Origin of the sequence: Cryobacterium arcticum, assembly GCF_003185895.1 — a bacterium.
Taxonomy (GTDB): Bacteria; Actinomycetota; Actinomycetes; order Actinomycetales; family Microbacteriaceae; genus Cryobacterium; species Cryobacterium arcticum.
In genome coordinates this window covers 1,235,422-1,253,079 of the sequence record NZ_QHLY01000012.1, presented here as the reverse complement: position 1 = coordinate 1,253,079, position 17,658 = coordinate 1,235,422, and the positions used below count along the sequence as shown (strand labels likewise).

General features: G+C 68.4%; 15 protein-coding genes, 1 tRNA gene and 1 other RNA gene. 10 read left to right on the top strand and 7 right to left on the bottom strand.

The window, feature by feature from the left end; genetic code table 11:
- Window positions 1-15 precede the first annotated feature (15 nt).
- Complete coding sequence (locus tag CTB96_RS15580; protein ID WP_181397283.1) at window positions 16-1,899, bottom strand: HNH endonuclease signature motif containing protein; 1,884 nt, start codon at window positions 1,897-1,899, stop codon at window positions 16-18.
- 266 nt (window positions 1,900-2,165) lie between these two features.
- On the opposite strand from CTB96_RS15580, the gene ssrA reads away from it, so the two are divergent.
- Window positions 2,166-2,551, top strand: a transfer-messenger RNA (tmRNA) gene (ssrA, locus tag CTB96_RS15575).
- Between the two features lie 95 nt (window positions 2,552-2,646).
- On the opposite strand, the gene CTB96_RS15570 is transcribed toward ssrA, so the two are convergent.
- On the bottom strand, window positions 2,647-3,462 hold the full coding sequence (locus CTB96_RS15570) for a class II glutamine amidotransferase (protein WP_248283402.1): 816 nt from the start codon (window positions 3,460-3,462) through the stop codon (window positions 2,647-2,649).
- Window positions 3,463-3,647: 185 nt separating this feature from the next.
- Between CTB96_RS15570 and CTB96_RS15565 the strand changes: the two genes are divergently transcribed.
- The gene (locus tag CTB96_RS15565) at window positions 3,648-4,811 is read left to right on the top strand and encodes a carboxylate-amine ligase (protein WP_181397282.1); all 1,164 of its coding nucleotides are present in this window, start codon (window positions 3,648-3,650) and stop codon (window positions 4,809-4,811) included.
- A 24-nt stretch (window positions 4,812-4,835) separates the two neighbouring features.
- On the opposite strand, the gene CTB96_RS15560 is transcribed toward CTB96_RS15565, so the two are convergent.
- A complete protein-coding gene (locus CTB96_RS15560; RefSeq protein WP_248283401.1) occupies window positions 4,836-5,576 on the bottom strand; it encodes a PIG-L family deacetylase in 741 nt (246 codons plus the stop codon).
- Window positions 5,573-6,787: a glycosyltransferase gene (locus CTB96_RS15555; protein ID WP_110127732.1), complete on the bottom strand. Its 1,215-nt coding sequence runs from the start codon at window positions 6,785-6,787 to the stop codon at window positions 5,573-5,575. The genes CTB96_RS15560 and CTB96_RS15555 overlap by 4 nt, the downstream gene beginning before the upstream one ends.
- A 140-nt stretch (window positions 6,788-6,927) precedes the next feature.
- Between CTB96_RS15555 and CTB96_RS15550 the strand changes: the two genes are divergently transcribed.
- On the top strand, window positions 6,928-8,163 hold the full coding sequence (locus CTB96_RS15550) for a GAF domain-containing protein (RefSeq protein WP_181397281.1): 1,236 nt from the start codon (window positions 6,928-6,930) through the stop codon (window positions 8,161-8,163).
- 6 nt (window positions 8,164-8,169) lie between these two features.
- Here the strand turns inward: CTB96_RS15550 and CTB96_RS15545 are convergent, their stop codons facing one another.
- Together CTB96_RS15545 and hisN are read right to left on the bottom strand one after the other, a co-directional pair.
- Window positions 8,170-8,679 (bottom strand): hypothetical protein, encoded by a 510-nt coding sequence (locus tag CTB96_RS15545; protein WP_110127730.1) that lies wholly within the window; start codon window positions 8,677-8,679, stop codon window positions 8,170-8,172.
- Window positions 8,680-8,747: 68 nt separating this feature from the next.
- Window positions 8,748-9,563 carry a histidinol-phosphatase gene (gene hisN, locus CTB96_RS15540; protein WP_248283400.1) on the bottom strand — a complete coding sequence of 272 codons (816 nt, stop codon included), beginning with the start codon at window positions 9,561-9,563 and terminating at the stop codon, window positions 8,748-8,750.
- Between the two features lie 116 nt (window positions 9,564-9,679).
- Here hisN and CTB96_RS15535 point away from each other — a divergent pair.
- Window positions 9,680-9,755: transfer RNA gene (locus CTB96_RS15535), tRNA-Lys, on the top strand.
- A 67-nt stretch (window positions 9,756-9,822) separates the two neighbouring features.
- Here the strand turns inward: CTB96_RS15535 and CTB96_RS15530 are convergent.
- Entirely contained in the window at window positions 9,823-10,842 is a 1,020-nt protein-coding gene (locus tag CTB96_RS15530) for a LacI family DNA-binding transcriptional regulator (protein ID WP_110127729.1), read from the bottom strand.
- A 137-nt stretch (window positions 10,843-10,979) separates the two neighbouring features.
- On the opposite strand from CTB96_RS15530, the gene CTB96_RS15525 reads away from it, so the two are divergent.
- From CTB96_RS15525 to CTB96_RS15500, 6 genes are all read left to right on the top strand, one after another.
- The gene (locus CTB96_RS15525; RefSeq protein WP_110127728.1) at window positions 10,980-12,284 is read left to right on the top strand and encodes an MFS transporter; all 1,305 of its coding nucleotides are present in this window, start codon (window positions 10,980-10,982) and stop codon (window positions 12,282-12,284) included.
- Between the two features lie 67 nt (window positions 12,285-12,351).
- On the top strand, window positions 12,352-14,766 hold the full coding sequence (locus CTB96_RS15520; protein WP_110127727.1) for a glycoside hydrolase family 2 TIM barrel-domain containing protein: 2,415 nt from the start codon (window positions 12,352-12,354) through the stop codon (window positions 14,764-14,766).
- A 161-nt stretch (window positions 14,767-14,927) separates the two neighbouring features.
- On the top strand, window positions 14,928-15,389 hold the full coding sequence (gene msrB, locus CTB96_RS15515) for a peptide-methionine (R)-S-oxide reductase MsrB (protein WP_110127726.1): 462 nt from the start codon (window positions 14,928-14,930) through the stop codon (window positions 15,387-15,389).
- Window positions 15,386-15,904: a peptide-methionine (S)-S-oxide reductase MsrA gene (msrA, locus tag CTB96_RS15510; RefSeq protein WP_110127725.1), complete on the top strand. Its 519-nt coding sequence runs from the start codon at window positions 15,386-15,388 to the stop codon at window positions 15,902-15,904. Before msrB ends, msrA begins: the two co-directional genes overlap by 4 nt.
- Window positions 15,905-15,971: 67 nt before the next feature.
- The gene (locus tag CTB96_RS15505) at window positions 15,972-16,688 is read left to right on the top strand and encodes a M23 family metallopeptidase (protein ID WP_110127724.1); all 717 of its coding nucleotides are present in this window, start codon (window positions 15,972-15,974) and stop codon (window positions 16,686-16,688) included.
- A 93-nt stretch (window positions 16,689-16,781) separates the two neighbouring features.
- Window positions 16,782-17,645 carry a fumarylacetoacetate hydrolase family protein gene (locus CTB96_RS15500; RefSeq protein WP_110127723.1) on the top strand — a complete coding sequence of 288 codons (864 nt, stop codon included), beginning with the start codon at window positions 16,782-16,784 and terminating at the stop codon, window positions 17,643-17,645.
- The last annotated feature ends 13 nt before the right edge of the window (window positions 17,646-17,658 follow it).

Genomic DNA, 17,658 nt, shown 5'->3' with positions numbered 1-17,658 from the left:
TCGAGACCCCGGGATTCATCCGGGTGGTCTTCGCGTTTTTGGGTCGTGCGCCCGGTGCGTGTCGGGGGTGCGCCACTTCTCGGTGGGGTCGACCCAGTGGGGTGCTTTCACTTGGGGTACACCTCTGACCATGCGGATTTTCCAGCCGGTGCTGCTGGTGATGGTGTGGTGGTGATACCAACACAGCAACACCCCGTTGTCCACGTGCGTTGTGCCGCCGTATTGCCATTCTTCGACGTGGTGCACTTCGCACCACTGCGGTGGACAGGCACAGCCCGGGATGATGCAGCCGCCATCCCTCGCGGTGATCGCCTTGCGTTGCAACGGGGAGAAGCACCGGGCCTTGGAGCCCAAACCGAGGACGGCGCCGTTTCCGCCGAAGAAGATGGGTTGCATGCCGCCGTTGTCGATCATCTGGTTGATGCTCTTCATCGAGATCGGCCCGTCCACCCCGTCGATCCAGCCCACGCCGGAGTTCTTAAGCAGGTCGGTGGCATTCACGTGCACCATCACGGTCGGGGGCATGCCGCCCATCGTCGGGGTGCGGGGGTCTTGGGCGACCTGGGTGAGAATGCCCCGCAGAATGTCGGCTCGTTTCTCCCCGCCGGTGCGTTCGTCCAGGATTTCCCCGGGGATCAGTTCGCCGGCCTCGATGCGCTGCTGGTCCTCGGCGGAGGGGAACTTCACGGCGGTGCGGGCGGACTGGTAGGTGTTGAACAGGTTCTGCATCACCCCTTTGAGATCCGGGGTGACGCCGCCGCGGAGGGGGTAGAGGCCGTCGCGGAATTTGCCGAAGGAGAACGACGACTTCGCTTCGAGCAGCGGCGCGTTCGGGGCCGCCCCGTCGGGATTCAGGAACGCCTGCCAGGCCGGCGTCATGGCCTGAATATGGTCGGCGCCGACAGCGACCAGGTCGGAGTCACCCACCCGGCAGACCGGGCCAGTCCCGGTCCCGGCTCCAGCCTCGTCTGCCCCGCCGTCAGTAGCGCCCCCATCAGTATCGCTATCGGTGGTGGCATGGCCGTAGCGGGAGCCGGTGGCGTTTTCGACCAGCTTCGCCTCCGCGAAGCGCACCTGGGCCTGGTCGGCGTACAACCGGCCGTGCACGGTGTAATCGCCGAGCGCTTTGACAATGACCGCCGCGGCCTCCACCCCGAGTTCCCCCGCGGTCAGAGCGGCGGCCACGATCGGGAACACCGGTTCCTGCGCCCCCATCGTGCTCATCCGCGGGCAGACCTTCTCGCCCAGGGTGATGCGGCGTTTCATTTCCGCATCCGAGCAGCGCGTCAACCGGGTCAGTAAGTCCAGGTCGCGGGTGGCACCTAACCGCCAGGCCAGCGACTCCCGGCCCAAGGACCGGCGGGCCCGGTACGCGACCACGGTCGCGGTAATGACCCGGGCCGCATCCACCGGCCGGCCCACCTCCTCCACCACCTGCGTCAACGCGACCAGTTCGGCATCGTTGACCGTGTCCACGTCGATCGACGCCATCACCGCCCGAATCGTGCGAGCCGCGTCCCTCAGAACACCGACCTTCTCCCCGAACGACCCGGCCAGCACCCGTTGCACGGCGGGCAACTCGGCGGGCTCTTGCCACACCGGCTGCGACTTACCGCGCCCGGCACCGGCATCGCCGACCCCCGACCCGCTCCCGTCCGGCGCCGCATCCGCCGTGCTGGGCGACGCGTCCGTGCCGGCGGCGGTGCTGACAGAGGTGGCCGCTACGGTCGACGTGAGCGGCGCCGTTATCTCGGGTGCCGGGCCGACCAGGCTGGTGTTCCAGTCCAACGCGCTCTGGCCGTCGGAGCTCTGGCCGCTGGAGCCCCGGCCATGCGACTTCTGCCCGGTGGGAGTGTCTCCCATCGGTGGGGTGGAGCCTTTCTGGAGCTCTTCATCCATACCCCCATTTTGCCACGAATCGGCTTCCTTGCGAGAAAATGTCATGTTTTCCACAGGGCAATATCGAAAATGTCTTCGCAAAAAAAGAGACGTGCAATCCACTCTCGGTGGCATCCCAGAGCGAGCACCAGAGCACCGCTACCGCGGCACAGGCAAAGTGATGTATCCTGAAAGGCCGTGGTGGTGGGCTGATGCTTGCCACTACGGTTTTGGAAACTCAACAGCGTGTGACAACAACCGCCTCTGCTTCGGCAGACGGTGACCATGGGGATGATCGGTTTCGACATTGCCTGCGTAACTGTGAGAAGCGGGTCGAGGATGCAGGGTTATCTCGTTAACGATCTCTGCAAAACAATAAGTGCCAATTCAAACCGCACTGTCTCGCGTTCCGCTTTCGCCCTCGCGGCCTAAGTAGAACCACATTGAGACCGTCAGACCGGGAATGCTCTCTACTCGGACCCTGACGTCATTTAGAGAGATTGCTCCTATCCTGAGCCTCGGGGTATAGGGGGACTTAAACGAGGGCTGGGCTCGTCGGAGTAGGTGCCAGTGGCAAATTCCGGAGCCGAGTAAAACGTCTTCACTGGATACACCCGTAGAAGAAACATGACCACAGCAATGGACCGGGGTTCAATTCCCCGCATCTCCACCATTGGGTTGTTGCCACACGCTGCTGAATCGGCCCACAGGCCGACCACACGAAACGCCACTCCATCGGGGTGGCGTTTCGTGTTTCCGGGTGCAGGCTCAGGCGGCCAGGAACGGCTGGTGCCGATAGCCGTCGCCGTCCAGGGTCACGGCAGTCGACTCCGGCACCTCCACGAACACCCCCGGCAGGTCGTTGAGCGGTTCGGAGACCACCACCTTCGCGTTGTCGCTGAACGTCGCCAGACGCTCCACTGTGGGATACATCTCCCGCAGGGTGGGGACGTCGGTGGAATGGAACAGCGACCGCGTGCGCCCAGAGGTCGAGTACCGGAACGCCCACATCGTCGCCCCATCCGACACCGCCACGGTGCCCTGCCACGGAAACTGCACGTTGTGGGCATGCCCGACCGTCTCCACCGTGCGGATCGCCTGCCCGATCGCTTTGATCGGGTCATCACGCAACCCCAGGGTGAGCGCGAGGTGAAAAAGCACCTCGGAGTCGGTGGTGCCGAGAACCTGCGGGTAGAGCGACGGATCGATCGCCACGGTCAGGTCGCGCCGCAACTCGGGCCAGCTGGCGATGGCCCCGTTATGCATGAACATCCAGTTCTCATACCGAAACGGATGGCAGTTGGTCTGCTGGATCGGCGGGCCGGATGCTGCTCGCACGTGCGTGAAGAACAGCGGGCTCTCCACGGCGCGGGTGATCTCGCGCAGGTTCTGGTTGTTCCACGCCGGCTCGATGCTGTGGAACACCGCCGGTTCGGTGGTCGGGGTGGCGTCGGAGGGATACCACCCGAATCCGAAGCCGTCACCGTTCACGGTCTCCGCTCCGAGCGGCGAATCCAGCGACTGGGCCACGATCGAATGTTTGGCATCGAGCACGATCGTCGACGCCCGCAACGGTTCACCCATATATGCGAGCCACCTGCACATCTGTCCTTCTCCCATCCGGCGCCATCGCCTGAGGCGCATACGCGACCAGTGTGCACCCAGTTGCCGCCTTTGGTTCGTGCTCTTGACCACCGCTGGCGGAGAGTTCACAATTTGCATGAACGGCTATACCGCTCGGGAGACCCGAGGCGACGAAAGAGGTCACCGTGGCTACGTTCGGAATCGAAGAAGAATTCCAGTTTCTGGATCCTGTGACGCTGCGACCAGCGGATGTCGGCCCGCAGGTCTATGACCGTCTCCGGGCGATGCCGCAGTGGCACGACGTCACCCATCCGGAATTCCTGGCCTCTCAAGTGGAGCATGCGTCGACGGTGTTCGACCGCATGGACGATGCCCGGAGAGCCCTGGTCGGCTTCCGAGCCGCGGTCGCCGACCTCGCGGCTGAATTCGGCGTGGTCGTGGCCAGCGTCGGCACGCCGCCGGACACGACCTCGTTCCCCTCGATCACCCAGGTCGACCGCTACCAGCGCATTGTGAGCACCATGGACGGTGTCATCGCCGACCACCAGGTGAGCGGCCTGCACGTGCACGTCGGCATTCCGAGCCGGGAGGCCGGGGTGATCGTGCTCAACGCGGTGCGCCCCTGGCTGCCCCTGCTTACTGCGATGTCGGCCAACTCGCCGCTCTGGCGCGGCCAGGACACCGGCCATGACAGCTGGCGCACGGTGCTGCTGCGCCGATGGACGACCTCGGGATGCCCGCCCGCGTTCGTCGACGCCGCCGACTACGACCGGCGTATCAAGCGGCTGCTCGGCATCGGCGGCACTGTGGACCTGGGCGTGATCATGTGGGACGTGCGGTTGTCGGAGCACCTGCCCACCGTGGAGTTCCGCATGGCTGACGCCCAGCTCGATGCCCACACGACCCTGTTGGTCGCGGCGCTGTGCCGGGCGTTTGTCACCCACTCGCTCTCGGTTCCCGCTGCGCAGAGCACAGCAGTGGCGGCGTCTGCCGCGGTGCCGTCTGAGCTGTTGTCGGCCGCGCTGCTGCACTCCGCACACCACGGCATGCGCCACCACGTCTTCGACCCCGTCATCGGCGCTCTCGCTCCGGCGCACGACTGCTTGAGCGGTCTCGTGCGGATGCTCGAGGCCGAGCTGGTGGAATCGGGCGATGTGGCCCCGGTGCGGGATGCGGTCGCCCGGCTCGCGGTGGACGGCACCGGCGCAGAGCGTCAGCGTGCCGCGTTCCGGCACGGCGGCATCCAGGGTGTGCGCCGTACCCTCAGCACCTCGATCACATCGACCCGGGCGACGTGGGCTCCAGCGGAGGCGACGGTGCCGCTGGGGGCCGACACCGTTATGCGGTAAGGCCGCCGGCCGGCCCACGCCGGGTCAGTGCGTGGGAACCAGCCTCAGCCCTGCCGCGGTCACGATCGCTTCACGCTGGCCGCCGGAGTGCACGATGTCGGTGCCGTGCACCGTGAGTTGGCTCGCGTGCGCGCGCAGGGCATCCGTCACCACCGCCAGGCGGTGCGGAAGGTCGAACCATTCAGCGCCGTCGGCAGGCGTCTCGAGCACCTCGGCGAACGGCGTGCCGGTGGAGCGACTGGCCGCCAGCGCTGCCTCGTGGGCGCGCACATGGTCGGGGTGGCCATAGCCGCCGCCGTCGTCGTAACTCACCACCAGCGCGGGGCGCAGGCGCACGATGAGCGCGGCGATATCCCCGGCGACCTCGGCCAGCGGGGCCACCGACAAGGCATCGGCCGCGGCATCATCCGCCGGCCCGGCCAGGCCGGGGCGAATCCAGACCATACCGGAGTCCCGGTACCGGCGGGGGGAGAGCCCGGCGGCCCGAGCCGGCGGCTCGCCGAGCCAGAACTTCGAGTGCACGCCCAGGATGCCGGTGGCGCGCTCCAGTTCGAGTTCGCGTTCCCGGGCCAGTTCGATGGTTCCCGCCAGGGCAGTGAGGGGGCCGGCAACCACCTCGCCGCGCTCTCCACGCGAGCAGGTGAGCAGAAACACCCGGCTCCCGCGTGCGACGCACTCGGCGATCAGGGCGCCGGTGGAGATTGTCTCATCGTCGGGGTGCGCGTGTACGAACAGCACCGACCGCTGGTCGTCGAGCAGGCTCACGCGCAGACCGGCACCTGCAGGAGGCTGCCGTAGACGGAGATCAGCGCGCCGGCCGACCGCGGCCAGTCGAGCAGCTCTGCGCGGGCGCGGGCGGCCACCGACAGTCGGCGGGCCAGATCGGGGTTCGACAGCACCTCGGTGAGGGCGGCAGCCCACACCAGCGGGTCCCGGGATTCGATCACGAGGCCGGTGTCGCCGGAGAGTACGGCTTCGCGCAGGCCGCCGGTGCCCTGGGCGACCACGGGAACACCGCTCGCCGCGGCCTCCAAGGCCACCAGGCCGAAGGTCTCGGAGTGCGAGGGCACAAGCACGACCCGCGCACCGCGCAGCAGGGCGGCGAGGTCCACCCGGGAGCGCGGGCCGACAAAGCGAACGAGGTCGGCGATGCCGTGCTTCTCAGCCAGACTGCCCAGTTCGTCGATGTAGCCGTCGAAGTCGGCGGAGGTGTCACCGGCGATCACCAGTTCGGGGCGCAGATGCTCCGGCACGGCCGCGAGCGCCTCGATGGCGAGGTCGAGGCCCTTGAGCGGCTGCAGGCGCCCGGCGACCACGGCGTAGCCCCGGTCGGTGCTGGGGTGTGCCCGTTCCGGGGCGGGGTGGAAGAGATGTCCGTCGACACCGGGCAGCACGATGCTCACCCGCTCGGGCGAGCCGCCGAGACGCTCCACCACGGTCTCGGCCTCTGCGGCGCTCACGGCCACGATGGCATCGGACTCGCGGGCCAGCAACGCCTCGCCGGCCATCCGGCCGGTGGACTCCGGTCGTTCGCCGTCGGAGAGCGGCGTGGCCGCGTCCGCTGCGATGGAGTGGAAACTCTGTACGTGGGGCACACCGAGTTCGCGGGCGAGGGGCAGCATCGCCATGCCGGAGAACCAGTGGTGCGAGTGGATGATGTCGTACGGGCCGAGCGCGCGTGCCCGTTCCCGGAACTCGTCGATGAAACCCTCGTGGTCGCCCTTGGGCACCGATTTCAGCGGCCCGGCGTCGAGGTAGCGTAGCGTCACGCCGGCGCCGAGACGGCGGGCGGCGGGCATGTCTTTCGACGAGCGCCGGGTGAGGATCTCGACCTGGTGGCCCAGTGCGGCCATGGCCTCGGCCTGGTGCCGCACGACCACGTTCATGCCGCCGGCATCCCCGGATCCGGGCTCGGCACCGGGGGAGGTGTGCAGGGAGACGAGGGCAATGCGCAGGGGATCGCTGACAGGAGACACTTCAGAATCTTAGGACATGACTGGATGCGTAAGATGAGAGTCGGTTGGTTGTATGCAATGACGCACCCGGCCGCGCCTGCACACCAACGTCAGACAGGGGGGTCGTGCGAGAGTTCTTCCGCTGGCTCATGGTTCCGGCAATGCGCGTCTGGGTTTCCGTCGTCGAGCGCCGATTTGTGCGCATCCCCGTTCCCACGGATGCCCCGCAGGCGCATTCTCTCGGCTTGGATAGCGACCGCATCCTGATCGTGGGCGGCGGCCCCGCCGTCGGCTGGGGTGTTCTCAGCCACGCTGTCGCATTGCCCGGTGCCCTGGCGCGGGCACTGACCGCCCGAACCGGCCGGGGCGCCGATGTGGATGTCACGGCGAGGTCGGGCATGACCGCCCGCAGCGCACCGTCGCACATCGACTTCGTCAACCTTTGGCGCTACGACGCGGTCGTGCTCACCCTCGGCATCGGCGATGCCGGGCGCCTGACGTCGATGCGCGCCTGGCGATCCGACCTGAACCGCCTGCTCGGGCAGATCGAGGCGGCGAGCTCGGTGGGCACCGAGATCTTCCTGGCCGGCATCGTGCCGCTGGCCTCGATGCCCGTGTTCCGCAGCCCGCTGGGCACGATGGCCGGTGCGCAGGCCGCGGCCATCAACGCGGCCAGCGCGGCGTTCTGCGCCGGCGACGACCGGGTCACCTTCGTGCCGCTCCCGGTGACCGTGGCCGCGGTGTCCGGCCGGTTCAGGTCGGCCAGCGACTACGACACCTGGGCCGCGGTGCTGGCGGAGCGGATGGCCCGCACCCTCGACCCCCAGCGACGCACCGCCGACGGGCCGATGTATCCCGAAGCGCAGAACCGTACCGTCGACGAGATCGAGGAGGCGCGGCATCGTGCCGTGATGGCTCTGAGCCTGCTCGACACGGAGCCAGAGGAGCGGTTCGACCGGATCGTGGCCCTGGCCAGCTCGACGCTGGGCACGACCGCCGCGGCATTCACCGTGCTCGACGGCGACCGGCAGTGGAACAAGTCGATCGTGGGGCTGCGGGTGGCGGAGATTCCGCGGAGCAGTTCCTTCTGCACCGTGACCGTGCTCGAACCGGTCGCCCTCGTCGTTCCCGATGCCCTGCTCGACCCGCGGTTCCGCGACAACCCCCTGGTCGTCTCCGGCCCGCACCTGCGGTTCTACGCCGGCTTCCCGATCGAGTCGCCGTCAGGCGAGCGTATCGGAGCGTTGTGCGTCTACGATCGGGAACCGCGTTCGGAGGAGGGCGTCGACGTCGTGCTGCTGCGGGAGCTGGCCCTGCTGTTGCAGAACGAACTCTGGCAGTCCACCGAGCAGCGGGCCGCCGACGACGGCTCGGAGCGTGCCGGCCAGGGCAGCTGAGCCAGCTCAGCCAGCGGCGGCGGCGGATGCGCCGGCGCCGGCGAGCGACCCCGTCACCTGGCCGTTCATGTCTCCGATCAGGCACGACACCAGGTGGGAGTCGTTCTCTGACCACTCGCTCTCGAGCGGGGTGAGATAGGTGTAGCCGAAGGCTGCGGTCGCATCCTCGGCGGTGCCGTCATCGGTTCCGAGGCCGGAGGTCAGCCCGAGGAACTCCGGGAACTCGGCTGCGCAGGCTTCCTCGGCCGCGGCCACGATGACCCCGGCGCCAGGGAAGGTCCCATCGGATGCGGCGCCGACCTGGATCTGGAAGTAGACCTCCCAGTCGTGGCTGTCGGTGCAGGGCACGCCGTCGATACCGGCGAGCAGGCTGCCGGACACGGCGTTGAGGCAGTCCCCGAGCGCAAGGTCCGACGGGCTGAGGTCGCCCCGCACCTCTTTGTCGCTGCCGGGGTCCGCGTCCGCATCCCCGGAGAAGACCGCGGTGACGGCCGCGCATCCGGAGAGGGCGGTCATCCCACCGCAAACCAACCCACAGGCCAGCAGCACGGGAACGGAGAGCCGGGGCAGGCGCACGGTGCGGGTCAGGCCGTCGGGGGGGCCAGCGCCGTGAGCGCCAGCTCGTGCAGGCGGCCGTTGGTGGCCAGCGCGCTGCCGTGCCACGGTCCCTCCTGCCCGTCGACCGAGGTGAACCGGCCGCCGGCCTCCTGCACGATGGGCGCGAGCGCGGCCATGTCGTAGGGCTGCAGGTCGTACTCGGCGGCGAGGTCGAGATGGCCCTCGGCCACGAGCATGTACGACCACAGGTCACCGTAGGCACGGGTGCGCCAGACCTCGCGGGTCAGCGCCACCAGGGTGTCCAACTGGCCGGCCTGGTCCCACTGCTGGATGCTGCCGTAACTGATGGATGCGTCGGCGAGGGTCTGCACACCGGAGACCGCCAGCCGGCGGGGTGCGGCGCCGGGGAAACGGGCGTCGCTCGACCAGGCGCCGCCGCCGGTGGCCGCCCACCAGCGCTTGCCCAGCGCGGGGGAGCTCGCAACGCCGAGCACCGGCACGCCGTCGATGGCGAGGGCGATGAGGGTGCCCCAGATGTCCACGCCGCGCAGGAACCCGGCTGTGCCGTCGATGGGGTCGATGATCCACTGCCGGGTGGTCGAACCGGCTGTGCCGTACTCCTCGCCGAGGATCCCGTCCGAGGGGCGCCGCTCGGCCAACAGCTCGCGGATGGCCCGCTCGACGGCCTGGTCGGCATCCGTGACCGGCGTGCGGTCGGGCTTGGTGGTGACGACGAGGTCGAGGGACTCGAAGCGCGCCATCGAGATGGCATCGGCGGAATCGGCCAGCTCCAGCGCGAGGGCCAGATCGTCGGCGAGGGTGGGCGGCAGGGTCTCGGTCACGCTCCCCAGAATAGTGAGTGCGACCCGACACGCCGATATTCGCCCTCGATTGGCGCGGGGCCGGAAACTGATGGTAATGTCTCATGTCGGCGGGGGAAGCCCCGCCTCAGAAATATGCACCTCTAGCTCAATTGGCAGAGCAGCTGACTCTTAATCAGCGGGTTCCCGGTTCAAGTCCGGGGGGGTGCACCAGAGCTAGCGAGAAAGACCCCGACCGGCCGGTCGGGGTCTTTTTTTGTGCCCGGATGCGCTCGACCGGTCAGGCCCGGGCGATCGACGACTCCCGCGGCACCAGGTGGGTGGCCAGCTGCAGGCGGGAGGAGATCGGCCGCCGACCCTCCGCCATGCCGATCACGGTTTCGAGTGCCAGCTTGCCGATCTCGTGCATGGGCGTGTGCACGGTGGTGAGGTGGGTCACCGAGGCGACGATCGAATAGGTGTCGTCGTAGCCCACCACGCTCACGTCCTCCGGCACGCGCCGGCCCGACTGGTGCACGGCCCGGACGACGGCCATGGCGTCGCCGTCGTTGGTGACGAAGAAGGCCGTGGGCGGGTCGGCGAGCTCGAGCATCCCGGGCACGGCCGCGGCCGCGGTGGCCATACCCGTTTCGGAGACCAGCTCGGGGTCGTAGTCGACGCCGGCGGCGGCCAGCGCCTCCCGGTAGCCCGCCAGCCGTTCACGAAGGCCGGGGATCGCAGCATCCCCACCCAGGAAGCCGATGCGCCGGTGACCGAGCTCGAGGAGGTGCCGGGTGGCGTCCATCCCGCCGCTCCAGTGGTTCGAACCGATGCTCACGACGGATGCGTCCACCAGGTTGGGCGCGTCGACGGCGACGAGCGGCACGCCGTACTGCGCGCAGGCGCTGACGAGAGCGGCGTCGATCGAGGTCGTCACCACGATCAGGCCGGAGTGTCCCTTCGCGGCCAGCCGGCGCACCCAGGCGCGGTTCAGCACGATGTCGGTGCCCTGCTTGGAATCGGTGACATTGGTGACCAGGTCCACATCCAGCGCCTGGGCACCGTCGACCAGGCCGCCCAGGACGCACAGCGAATACAGCGCGACGAGGTTGTCGAATACCGCTGTCACGGTGCGATTGTCGGCGGGGGCGCGCTCGCGGGTGATGGCCACATAGCCGAGCTCCCGCATGACCGACTCCACCCGCAGGCGAGTCTCGTCTGATGTTCCGCCGCGGTGATTGAGTACCTTCGAGGCCGTCGCCTTCGAGACGCCGGCGGCTGTGGCGATGTCGCTGAGGGTGACGCGGCGGGGAATTCGCACGAAGGTCTCCTAAAGGCGTCCGCGACGCCGCGGAAACAGTTTCGTCTGCATGAGCTTGTAGTTCGCGCGCCCGGGCGGCTAGCGTACTTTTGTTCACTGAAATCTACGAAACAGTTTACCTCACTTGAAGGACGAAGATGTCACAGCACCCCCGATCGACGGTTTTCAACGTCGATCCCAACGACGACACGCTGACAACCACAAACGTGGTGGTGGGACGCACGTCGCTTTCGAAGTTCAATTGGCGCATCGCGGTGGCGCTCTTCATCGCGGGGATCCTCTGGATCGGTCCATACATCGGCAGCATCGCGGTTCTGCTGCCCGCCGCCGTGGAACAGGTCGCCCCGGCCGACAAGGTACAGCTTGTGGGTGTGCTGGGCATCCTGGGCGCCGCGCTGTCGCTGGTCGCGAACATCGTGTTCGGTGCGCTGTCCGACCTCACCCGGTCCCGCTTCGGTGCGCGCACGCCCTGGGTCATGGTCGGTGCGATCGCAACGGCCGTCGGCCTGTTCGGCCTGAGCACCGCGCAGAGCCCGACCGCGCTCATTCTGTGGTGGGCCTTCTACATGCTCTTCCTCAACTCGATCATCGCCCCGATGGTCGCCGTCATCTCCGACAGCGTTCCGGTGAAGTACCGCGGCACGGTGTCGGCCATCTACGGCGTCTCCCTCACCGTCGGCGCGTCGCTGAGCACCATCATCGGTGCCCAGTTCGTCGGAACCCCCGGCACCGGCCTGGTCGTCTTCGCCATCGCGACCCTCGCCTCCGGCGTCGTCTTCGCCGTGCTGATGCCCAACCGGTCCAACCGTGACCAGCCGCGCGCCACCCTGTCCGCGCGGGAGTTGCTCAAGAGCTTCTCCTTCCCGCGCACGGGTGCCCGCGACTTCTACTTCGCCCTCGGCGGCAAGTTCTTCCTCCAGGCCGGCATGTTCTCCATCACGAACTACCAGCTGTACATCCTCACCGACTACATCGGCCTCGACACCGGTGGGGCCGCCGGCCTGATTGCGATCAGCGCCACCATCACCCTGGGCGCGTCGATCCTGTTCGGCTTCATCGCCGGTCCATTGTCTGACCGGGTCGGCCGCCGCAAGCCCTTCGTGATCGGTGCGGCCCTGCTCATCGCGATCGGTGTGGTGTTCCCCCTGGTCGCCCCGTTCGCCTGGGCGATGATCGCCTTCGCCGTCTTCTCCGGCTTGGGCAACGCCACCTTCACCTCGGTCGACCAGGCCCTCAACATCGAGGTCCTGCCCGACAAGGCCACGGCTGCCAAGGACCTCGGCCTGCTCAACATGGCAAACTCCGGCGGGCAGATCCTCGGTCCGGTGGTGACCAGCGTGCTCGTCGCCTCCACCGGCGGCTACCAGGCCACCTTCATCGCGGCCTTCGTCATGCTCGCGCTCGCGGCAGGCCTCATCCTGCCGATTAGGAAGGTGCGCTGAGCGCCCGTTCCTCCCGAGCACCCGCCCGACCCGGCCTTCTCTCGCACCCCCCGATCGGAGTTCTCCCATGACCACCACTTCATTCACCGACGACTGGACCTACCGCACCCCCCTCGGCCCGTTCGCGGCCGCTGGGGCGGAGGCCGTGATCGCCACGCCGGTGCGGCTGCCGCACGACGCCCTCCGCGACGCCGATCGCTCGGCCGAGGCGCCCAGCAAGGGCGGAACGGCGTATTCGCCTGCCGGCGCGTACACCTACCTCAAGGAGTTCGACGTGCCCGCCGCGTGGGCCGGCAAGGTTGTGCGACTGGAGATCCAGGGTGCCTACCGCCGCGCCATGGTCTTCCTCAACGATGAATTCGCGGGCAACCGGGCCGACGGGTTCGCCCGCTTCTTCGTCGACCTCACGCCCTTCCTCCGTTTCGGCGCGTCCAACACCCTGCGCATCGAGGTGCGGTCGGGGGAGGACTCCCGCTGGTACGCCGGCGCCGGCCTGCACCGGCCGGTGCTGCTCCACGTCGATGAGGCCGTGCACATAGTTCCCGACGGCGTGCGGGTGACGACGGTGCGGGTGGAACACGACCAGGCGGTCGTCGAGGTTGCCACCACGGTCACCAACCTGGGCCTCACCACCGCGCAGGTGGATGTCAGCACCGACGTCACCGGGCCGGACGGCGCGCGGGTGGAGGGCGACGTGACACCGGTCACCCTCGCCCCCGGCCGCACCTCGGTGGTGCGGCAACGCCTGTACGTCCAGCAGCCCGAGCTCTGGAGAGTGGACGCCCCGGCGCTGTACTCCGCGCACACCCGCCTCAGCGACGGCAGCCCGGGTGTTGTGACCACGGTCGGCATCCGTACCGTCACCGTCGACCCGCACAAGGGCCTCCGCATCAACGGCGAACCCGTGCTGCTCCGCGGCGCCTGCGTGCACAGCGACAACGGCCCGCTCGGAGCGGCGTCGATCGCCCGAGCGGAGGAGCGCCGCATCCAGCTGCTCAAGGACGCCGGCTTCAACGCCATCCGCGCCGCGCACAACCCCGCCTCACCGTCGATGCTCGACGCCTGCGATCGCCTCGGCATGCTCGTCATCGATGAAGCGTTCGACATGTGGACCCGCGGCAAGACCAACTACGACTATGCCGCCGATTTTCCGCAATGGTGGGCGGCCGACCTCGAGTCGATGGTGGCCAAGGACGTCAACCACCCCAGCGTCATCATGTACTCGATCGGCAACGAGATCATCGAGGTCGGCACCCCGCACGGTGCCGCCTGGGCCCGCGACCTCGCAGAGCACGTGCGCGCGCTCGACCCGACCCGCCTGGTGACCAACGGCGTGAACGCCTTCCTCGCCGTGATCGACGAGCTGGCCGACATCCTGGCGAAGGATCAGGGCCTCAACGAGCTGATGGGTGACATGGGTGGTGGCATGAACGCCCTCAGCACCTCGGATGCCGTCACCCGGCGCACCGCGGAATCGAGTTCGGTACTCGACGTGCTCGGCCTCAACTACGCCGAAGGCCGCTACACCACCGATGCCGAACTGTTCCCGCACCGGGTTCTGTTCGGCTCGGAGACTTTCCCGACGCAGATCGGTAGCCTGTGGCCGCTCGTGGTCGATAATCCCAACGTGATCGGCGACTTCACCTGGACCGGCTGGGACTACCTCGGCGAGGTCGGCATCGGCGCGACCGCCTACGCGGAGGACCCGGGGGCCGTCGCCGCGCTCGAACGCGAGTACCCGTACCTCACCGCGTGGAGCGGCGACCTCGACATCACCGGCCACCGCCGGCCGGCCTCGTACTACCGCGAGATCGTGTTCGGGCTGCGCAGCGAACCGTACCTCGCGGTGCTGCGCCCCGGGCGGCACGGCCAGACGGTCACGATGCAGTCGCCGTGGGCGTGGAGCGACTCCGTTTCTTCGTGGACCTGGCCGGGCTACGAGGGTGCACCCGTCACCGTCGAGATCTATGCGGATGCCGACGAGGTTGCCCTGCTGCTGGACGGCACCGAGGTCGCCCGCGGCGCCGTCGGGGGAGTCCGCCCGATGCTCGCCACCCTCGAAACCGTTTACACCCCGGGCACCCTCACTGCCGTCGCCTACACGGCGGGCGCCGAGACCGGGCGCACCTCGGTGTCGTCGGCTACCGGACCGACGCGTCTGACCGCAGCCGCCGACCGCGCCTCGATTCGCGGCGACGACACCGACCTGGCCTACGTCGCGATTGAGCTGCGCGACGCCGCCGGCGTGCTGGTCACCGGGGCCGACCGTGCCGTGCGGGTGACGGTGGCCGGTGCCGGTCTGCTCGCCGGGCTCGGCAGTGGCAACCCGAAGACCGCCGAGCGTTTCGATGCCGACACCCGCGACACGTTCGACGGTCGGGCGCTCGCGATCGTGCGGCCCACCGGAACCGGCGACATCACGGTTACCGTGAGCTCGGCAGAAGACGAGATCGTGCTCGAGATCGTGGCCGGAACCGTCTAGGTCACAGCCCGGTGCCCGTGAGCCACGGCGGGCACCGGTTCGCACCAAACTGTGAGCCCGCTGTGTGTGCCATGAGCCGCGGAACAGCCCGCCCTACCCCGGCGTTATCTCCCTCGAGTTGATCGTTGCAGCCAGCAGCGACACCGCAGAAGGAGAAGCGCATGCCGATCGAATGCCGCAAGACCGACGAGGCCGTCTCGAGCCTGACGCCCCTGCAGTACCAGGTGACCCAGGAGGCGGCCACAGAGCCCGCGTTCCGCAACCGGTTCTGGGACAACAAGAGCGCAGGCATCTACGTCGATATCGTCTCGGGGGAGCCTCTGTTCGCCTCCACCGACAAATACGACAGCCGATCGGGCTGGCCGAGCTTCACCGTGCCGATCGATCCGGCCAATGTCGTGTTGAAGACCGACCGGGAATATGGCATGGTGCGAACTGAGGTGCGTTCCGCCAATGGCAACAGCCACCTCGGCCACGTCTTCGACGACGGCCCCGTCGAACAAGGCGGGCTGCGTTACTGCATCAATTCGGCCGCACTGCGATTCATCGCGGTCGACGATCTGGAAAAAGAGGGCTACGGAGATTTCCGCAGCCTGTTCACGAACGAGGAGAGCACACGATGAGCGGAACGACTGAGAAGGCGACACTGGCGGGCGGCTGCTTCTGGGGCGTCGAAGAGCTCGTGCGCAAGCGCGAGGGCGTTCTGTCCACCCGGGTGGGCTACACCGGCGGCGACACCCCGAACGCCACCTACCGCAACCACGGCGACCACGCCGAGGCGATCGAGATCACCTTCGACCCCGAGCGCACGAGCTTCCGCGAGCTGCTGGAGTTCTTCTTCCAGATCCACGACCCGTCCACCAGGGACCGGCAGGGCAACGACCGCGGTCGCAGCTACCGCTCGGCGATCTACTACGCGGATGCCGAGCAGGAGCGCGTCGCCCGCGACACCATCGCGGATGTAGACGCATCCGGCATCTGGCCGGGCCCGGTCGTGACCGAGGTCGAGCCGCTGGGCGACTTCTGGCTGGCCGAGCCGGAGCACCAGGACTACCTGCAGAACTACCCGGAGGGCTACACCTGCCACTTCGTGCGACCCGGCTGGGTGCTGCCGCGGCGCGAGCAGGTCGCCAACTAACGGTCTCGCTCAACCAAGTACCGGCCCGGTCGTGTTCCACACGACCGGGCCGGTCTATTCTGGCCGGATGACCGAGGCTCACGACTCGCCCAGCCGGGCCACGGGCCCGGTCATCCTGACCTTGCCGTTCGAGGGCCGGTGGCTGGCCAGGAACAGCCCGGCCCGGCGCCTCCCGAGCCACGGCACCGACCTGCTGGGGGAGCGCTACGCCATCGATTTCGTCGGTGTCGATGACGCCGGCCGCACGGCCGCTGCCCGCGACTGGGGCACGTTCTTCGGCACCGAGCCCGCCGAGCGGTTCTTCGCGTTCGGCCGATCGATCCTGGCGCCGGCCCACGGCACCGTGGTGCAGGTGCACGACGGTGAGCCCGATCACGAGGCCCGGCGCTCCCAGCTCAGCCTGTTGCCCTATGTGCTCGGCCAGGCGGCCAGGCTGCGGCAGGGGGTGGCCGCGATCGCGGGCAACTTCGTCGTTCTCGAACTGGCGGACGGTGCCGGCTTCGCGGCCCTGGTGCACCTGCGGGCCGGGTCGGTGCGTGTGAACCCGGGCGAACGGGTGGTCACCGGCGACCCCCTGGCGCAGTGCGGCAACTCGGGCAATTCCACTCAGCCGCACGTGCACGTCCAGGTGATGGACAGCGCGGACCTGACCGTGGCGCGCGGCGTGCCGATGGCCTTTCGGCAGTACCACGAGTGGCCGGCCGGCCGGGGCGATCCGATTCCGACCGATCTCGGCATCCCCGCCCAAGGCGCCGTGGTGGAGTCGCTGTCAGCGTCGTCGTGACCAGAGACGCCAACGCCCGCCCCGTCGGCTCGGTGCGGCCGGGCTGTGTACCGTCGTAGTACACGCCCTGAATCGCACCCCGTTGGGAGACCCATGACCACCTTTCTTCGACTCGGACCGCTCGCACACGAGATACCCGCCATCGAGGTGGATGGTGTGGTTTACGACCTCAGGCCCGTCACCGGCGACATCGACGGGGCATTCCTCGCCGACGACGGCATCCGGCGAGCGCGCGATGCCGCGAACGACGGCGCGCTCCCGGCGCTGCCGAACGCGGCAGAGTTGCGCGTCGGTGCCCCGATCGCCCGGCCGCAGGCCGTGCTCTGCATCGGCCAGAACTACGCGGCGCACGCGGCCGAATCCGGCAGCGCACCGCCCACCGTGCCGATCCTGTTCTTCAAGCACCCGAACACCGTCGTCGGCGGCTTCGACGACCTGATGCTGCCGAAGAGCTCGACCCAGGTCGACTGGGAGGTAGAACTCGGCGTCGTCATCGGCACACGTGCCAGCTACCTCGACTCGATCGAGGATGCCCTCGCGCACGTGGCCGGTTACGTGGTCAGCCACGACGTCTCCGAACGGGTCTGGCAGAAGGACCTCTCTGGCGGCCAGTGGTCCAAGGGCAAGATCGCGGCCGGGTTCAACCCGCTCGGCCCGTGCCTGGTTCCCGCCGACGAGGTGGACCCGCAGGCGCTGCGCATCTGGTCCCGCGTCAACGGAGAACAACGCCAGGACTCCAGTACCGCCGACATGATCTTCTCCGTCGCCCACCTGGTCTGGCACCTCTCGCAGTTCACCGTGCTCGAACCGGGCGACCTGATCAACACCGGCACCCCGGAGGGGGTCGCGATGTCGGGCCGGTTCCCCTTCCTGGCCGCCGGCGACACCATCGAGCTGGGAATCGAGGGCCTCGGCAGTCAGTCGCAGCAGGTCGTGGCCTGGACACCGGCCGGCTGAACCCAACTGGGGC

What these genes read in the sequence shown, in the direction of transcription:
- CTB96_RS15580 (WP_181397283.1), bottom strand. Translation starts at nt 1,899, where the DNA reads ATGGATGAAGAGCTCCAGAAAGGCTCCACCCCACCGATGGGAGACACT.
- msrB (WP_110127726.1), top strand. Translation starts at nt 14,928, where the DNA reads ATGCCGATCGAATGCCGCAAGACCGACGAGGCCGTCTCGAGCCTGACG.
- msrA (WP_110127725.1), top strand. Translation starts at nt 15,386, where the DNA reads ATGAGCGGAACGACTGAGAAGGCGACACTGGCGGGCGGCTGCTTCTGG.
- CTB96_RS15525 (WP_110127728.1), top strand. Translation starts at nt 10,980, where the DNA reads ATGTCACAGCACCCCCGATCGACGGTTTTCAACGTCGATCCCAACGAC.
- CTB96_RS15520 (WP_110127727.1), top strand. Translation starts at nt 12,352, where the DNA reads ATGACCACCACTTCATTCACCGACGACTGGACCTACCGCACCCCCCTC.
- CTB96_RS15505 (WP_110127724.1), top strand. Translation starts at nt 15,972, where the DNA reads ATGACCGAGGCTCACGACTCGCCCAGCCGGGCCACGGGCCCGGTCATC.
- CTB96_RS15500 (WP_110127723.1), top strand. Translation starts at nt 16,782, where the DNA reads ATGACCACCTTTCTTCGACTCGGACCGCTCGCACACGAGATACCCGCC.
- CTB96_RS15550 (WP_181397281.1), top strand. Translation starts at nt 6,928, where the DNA reads ATGCGCGTCTGGGTTTCCGTCGTCGAGCGCCGATTTGTGCGCATCCCC.
- CTB96_RS15570 (WP_248283402.1), bottom strand. Translation starts at nt 3,462, where the DNA reads ATGGGTGAACCGTTGCGGGCGTCGACGATCGTGCTCGATGCCAAACAT.
- CTB96_RS15545 (WP_110127730.1), bottom strand. Translation starts at nt 8,679, where the DNA reads ATGACCGCCCTCTCCGGATGCGCGGCCGTCACCGCGGTCTTCTCCGGG.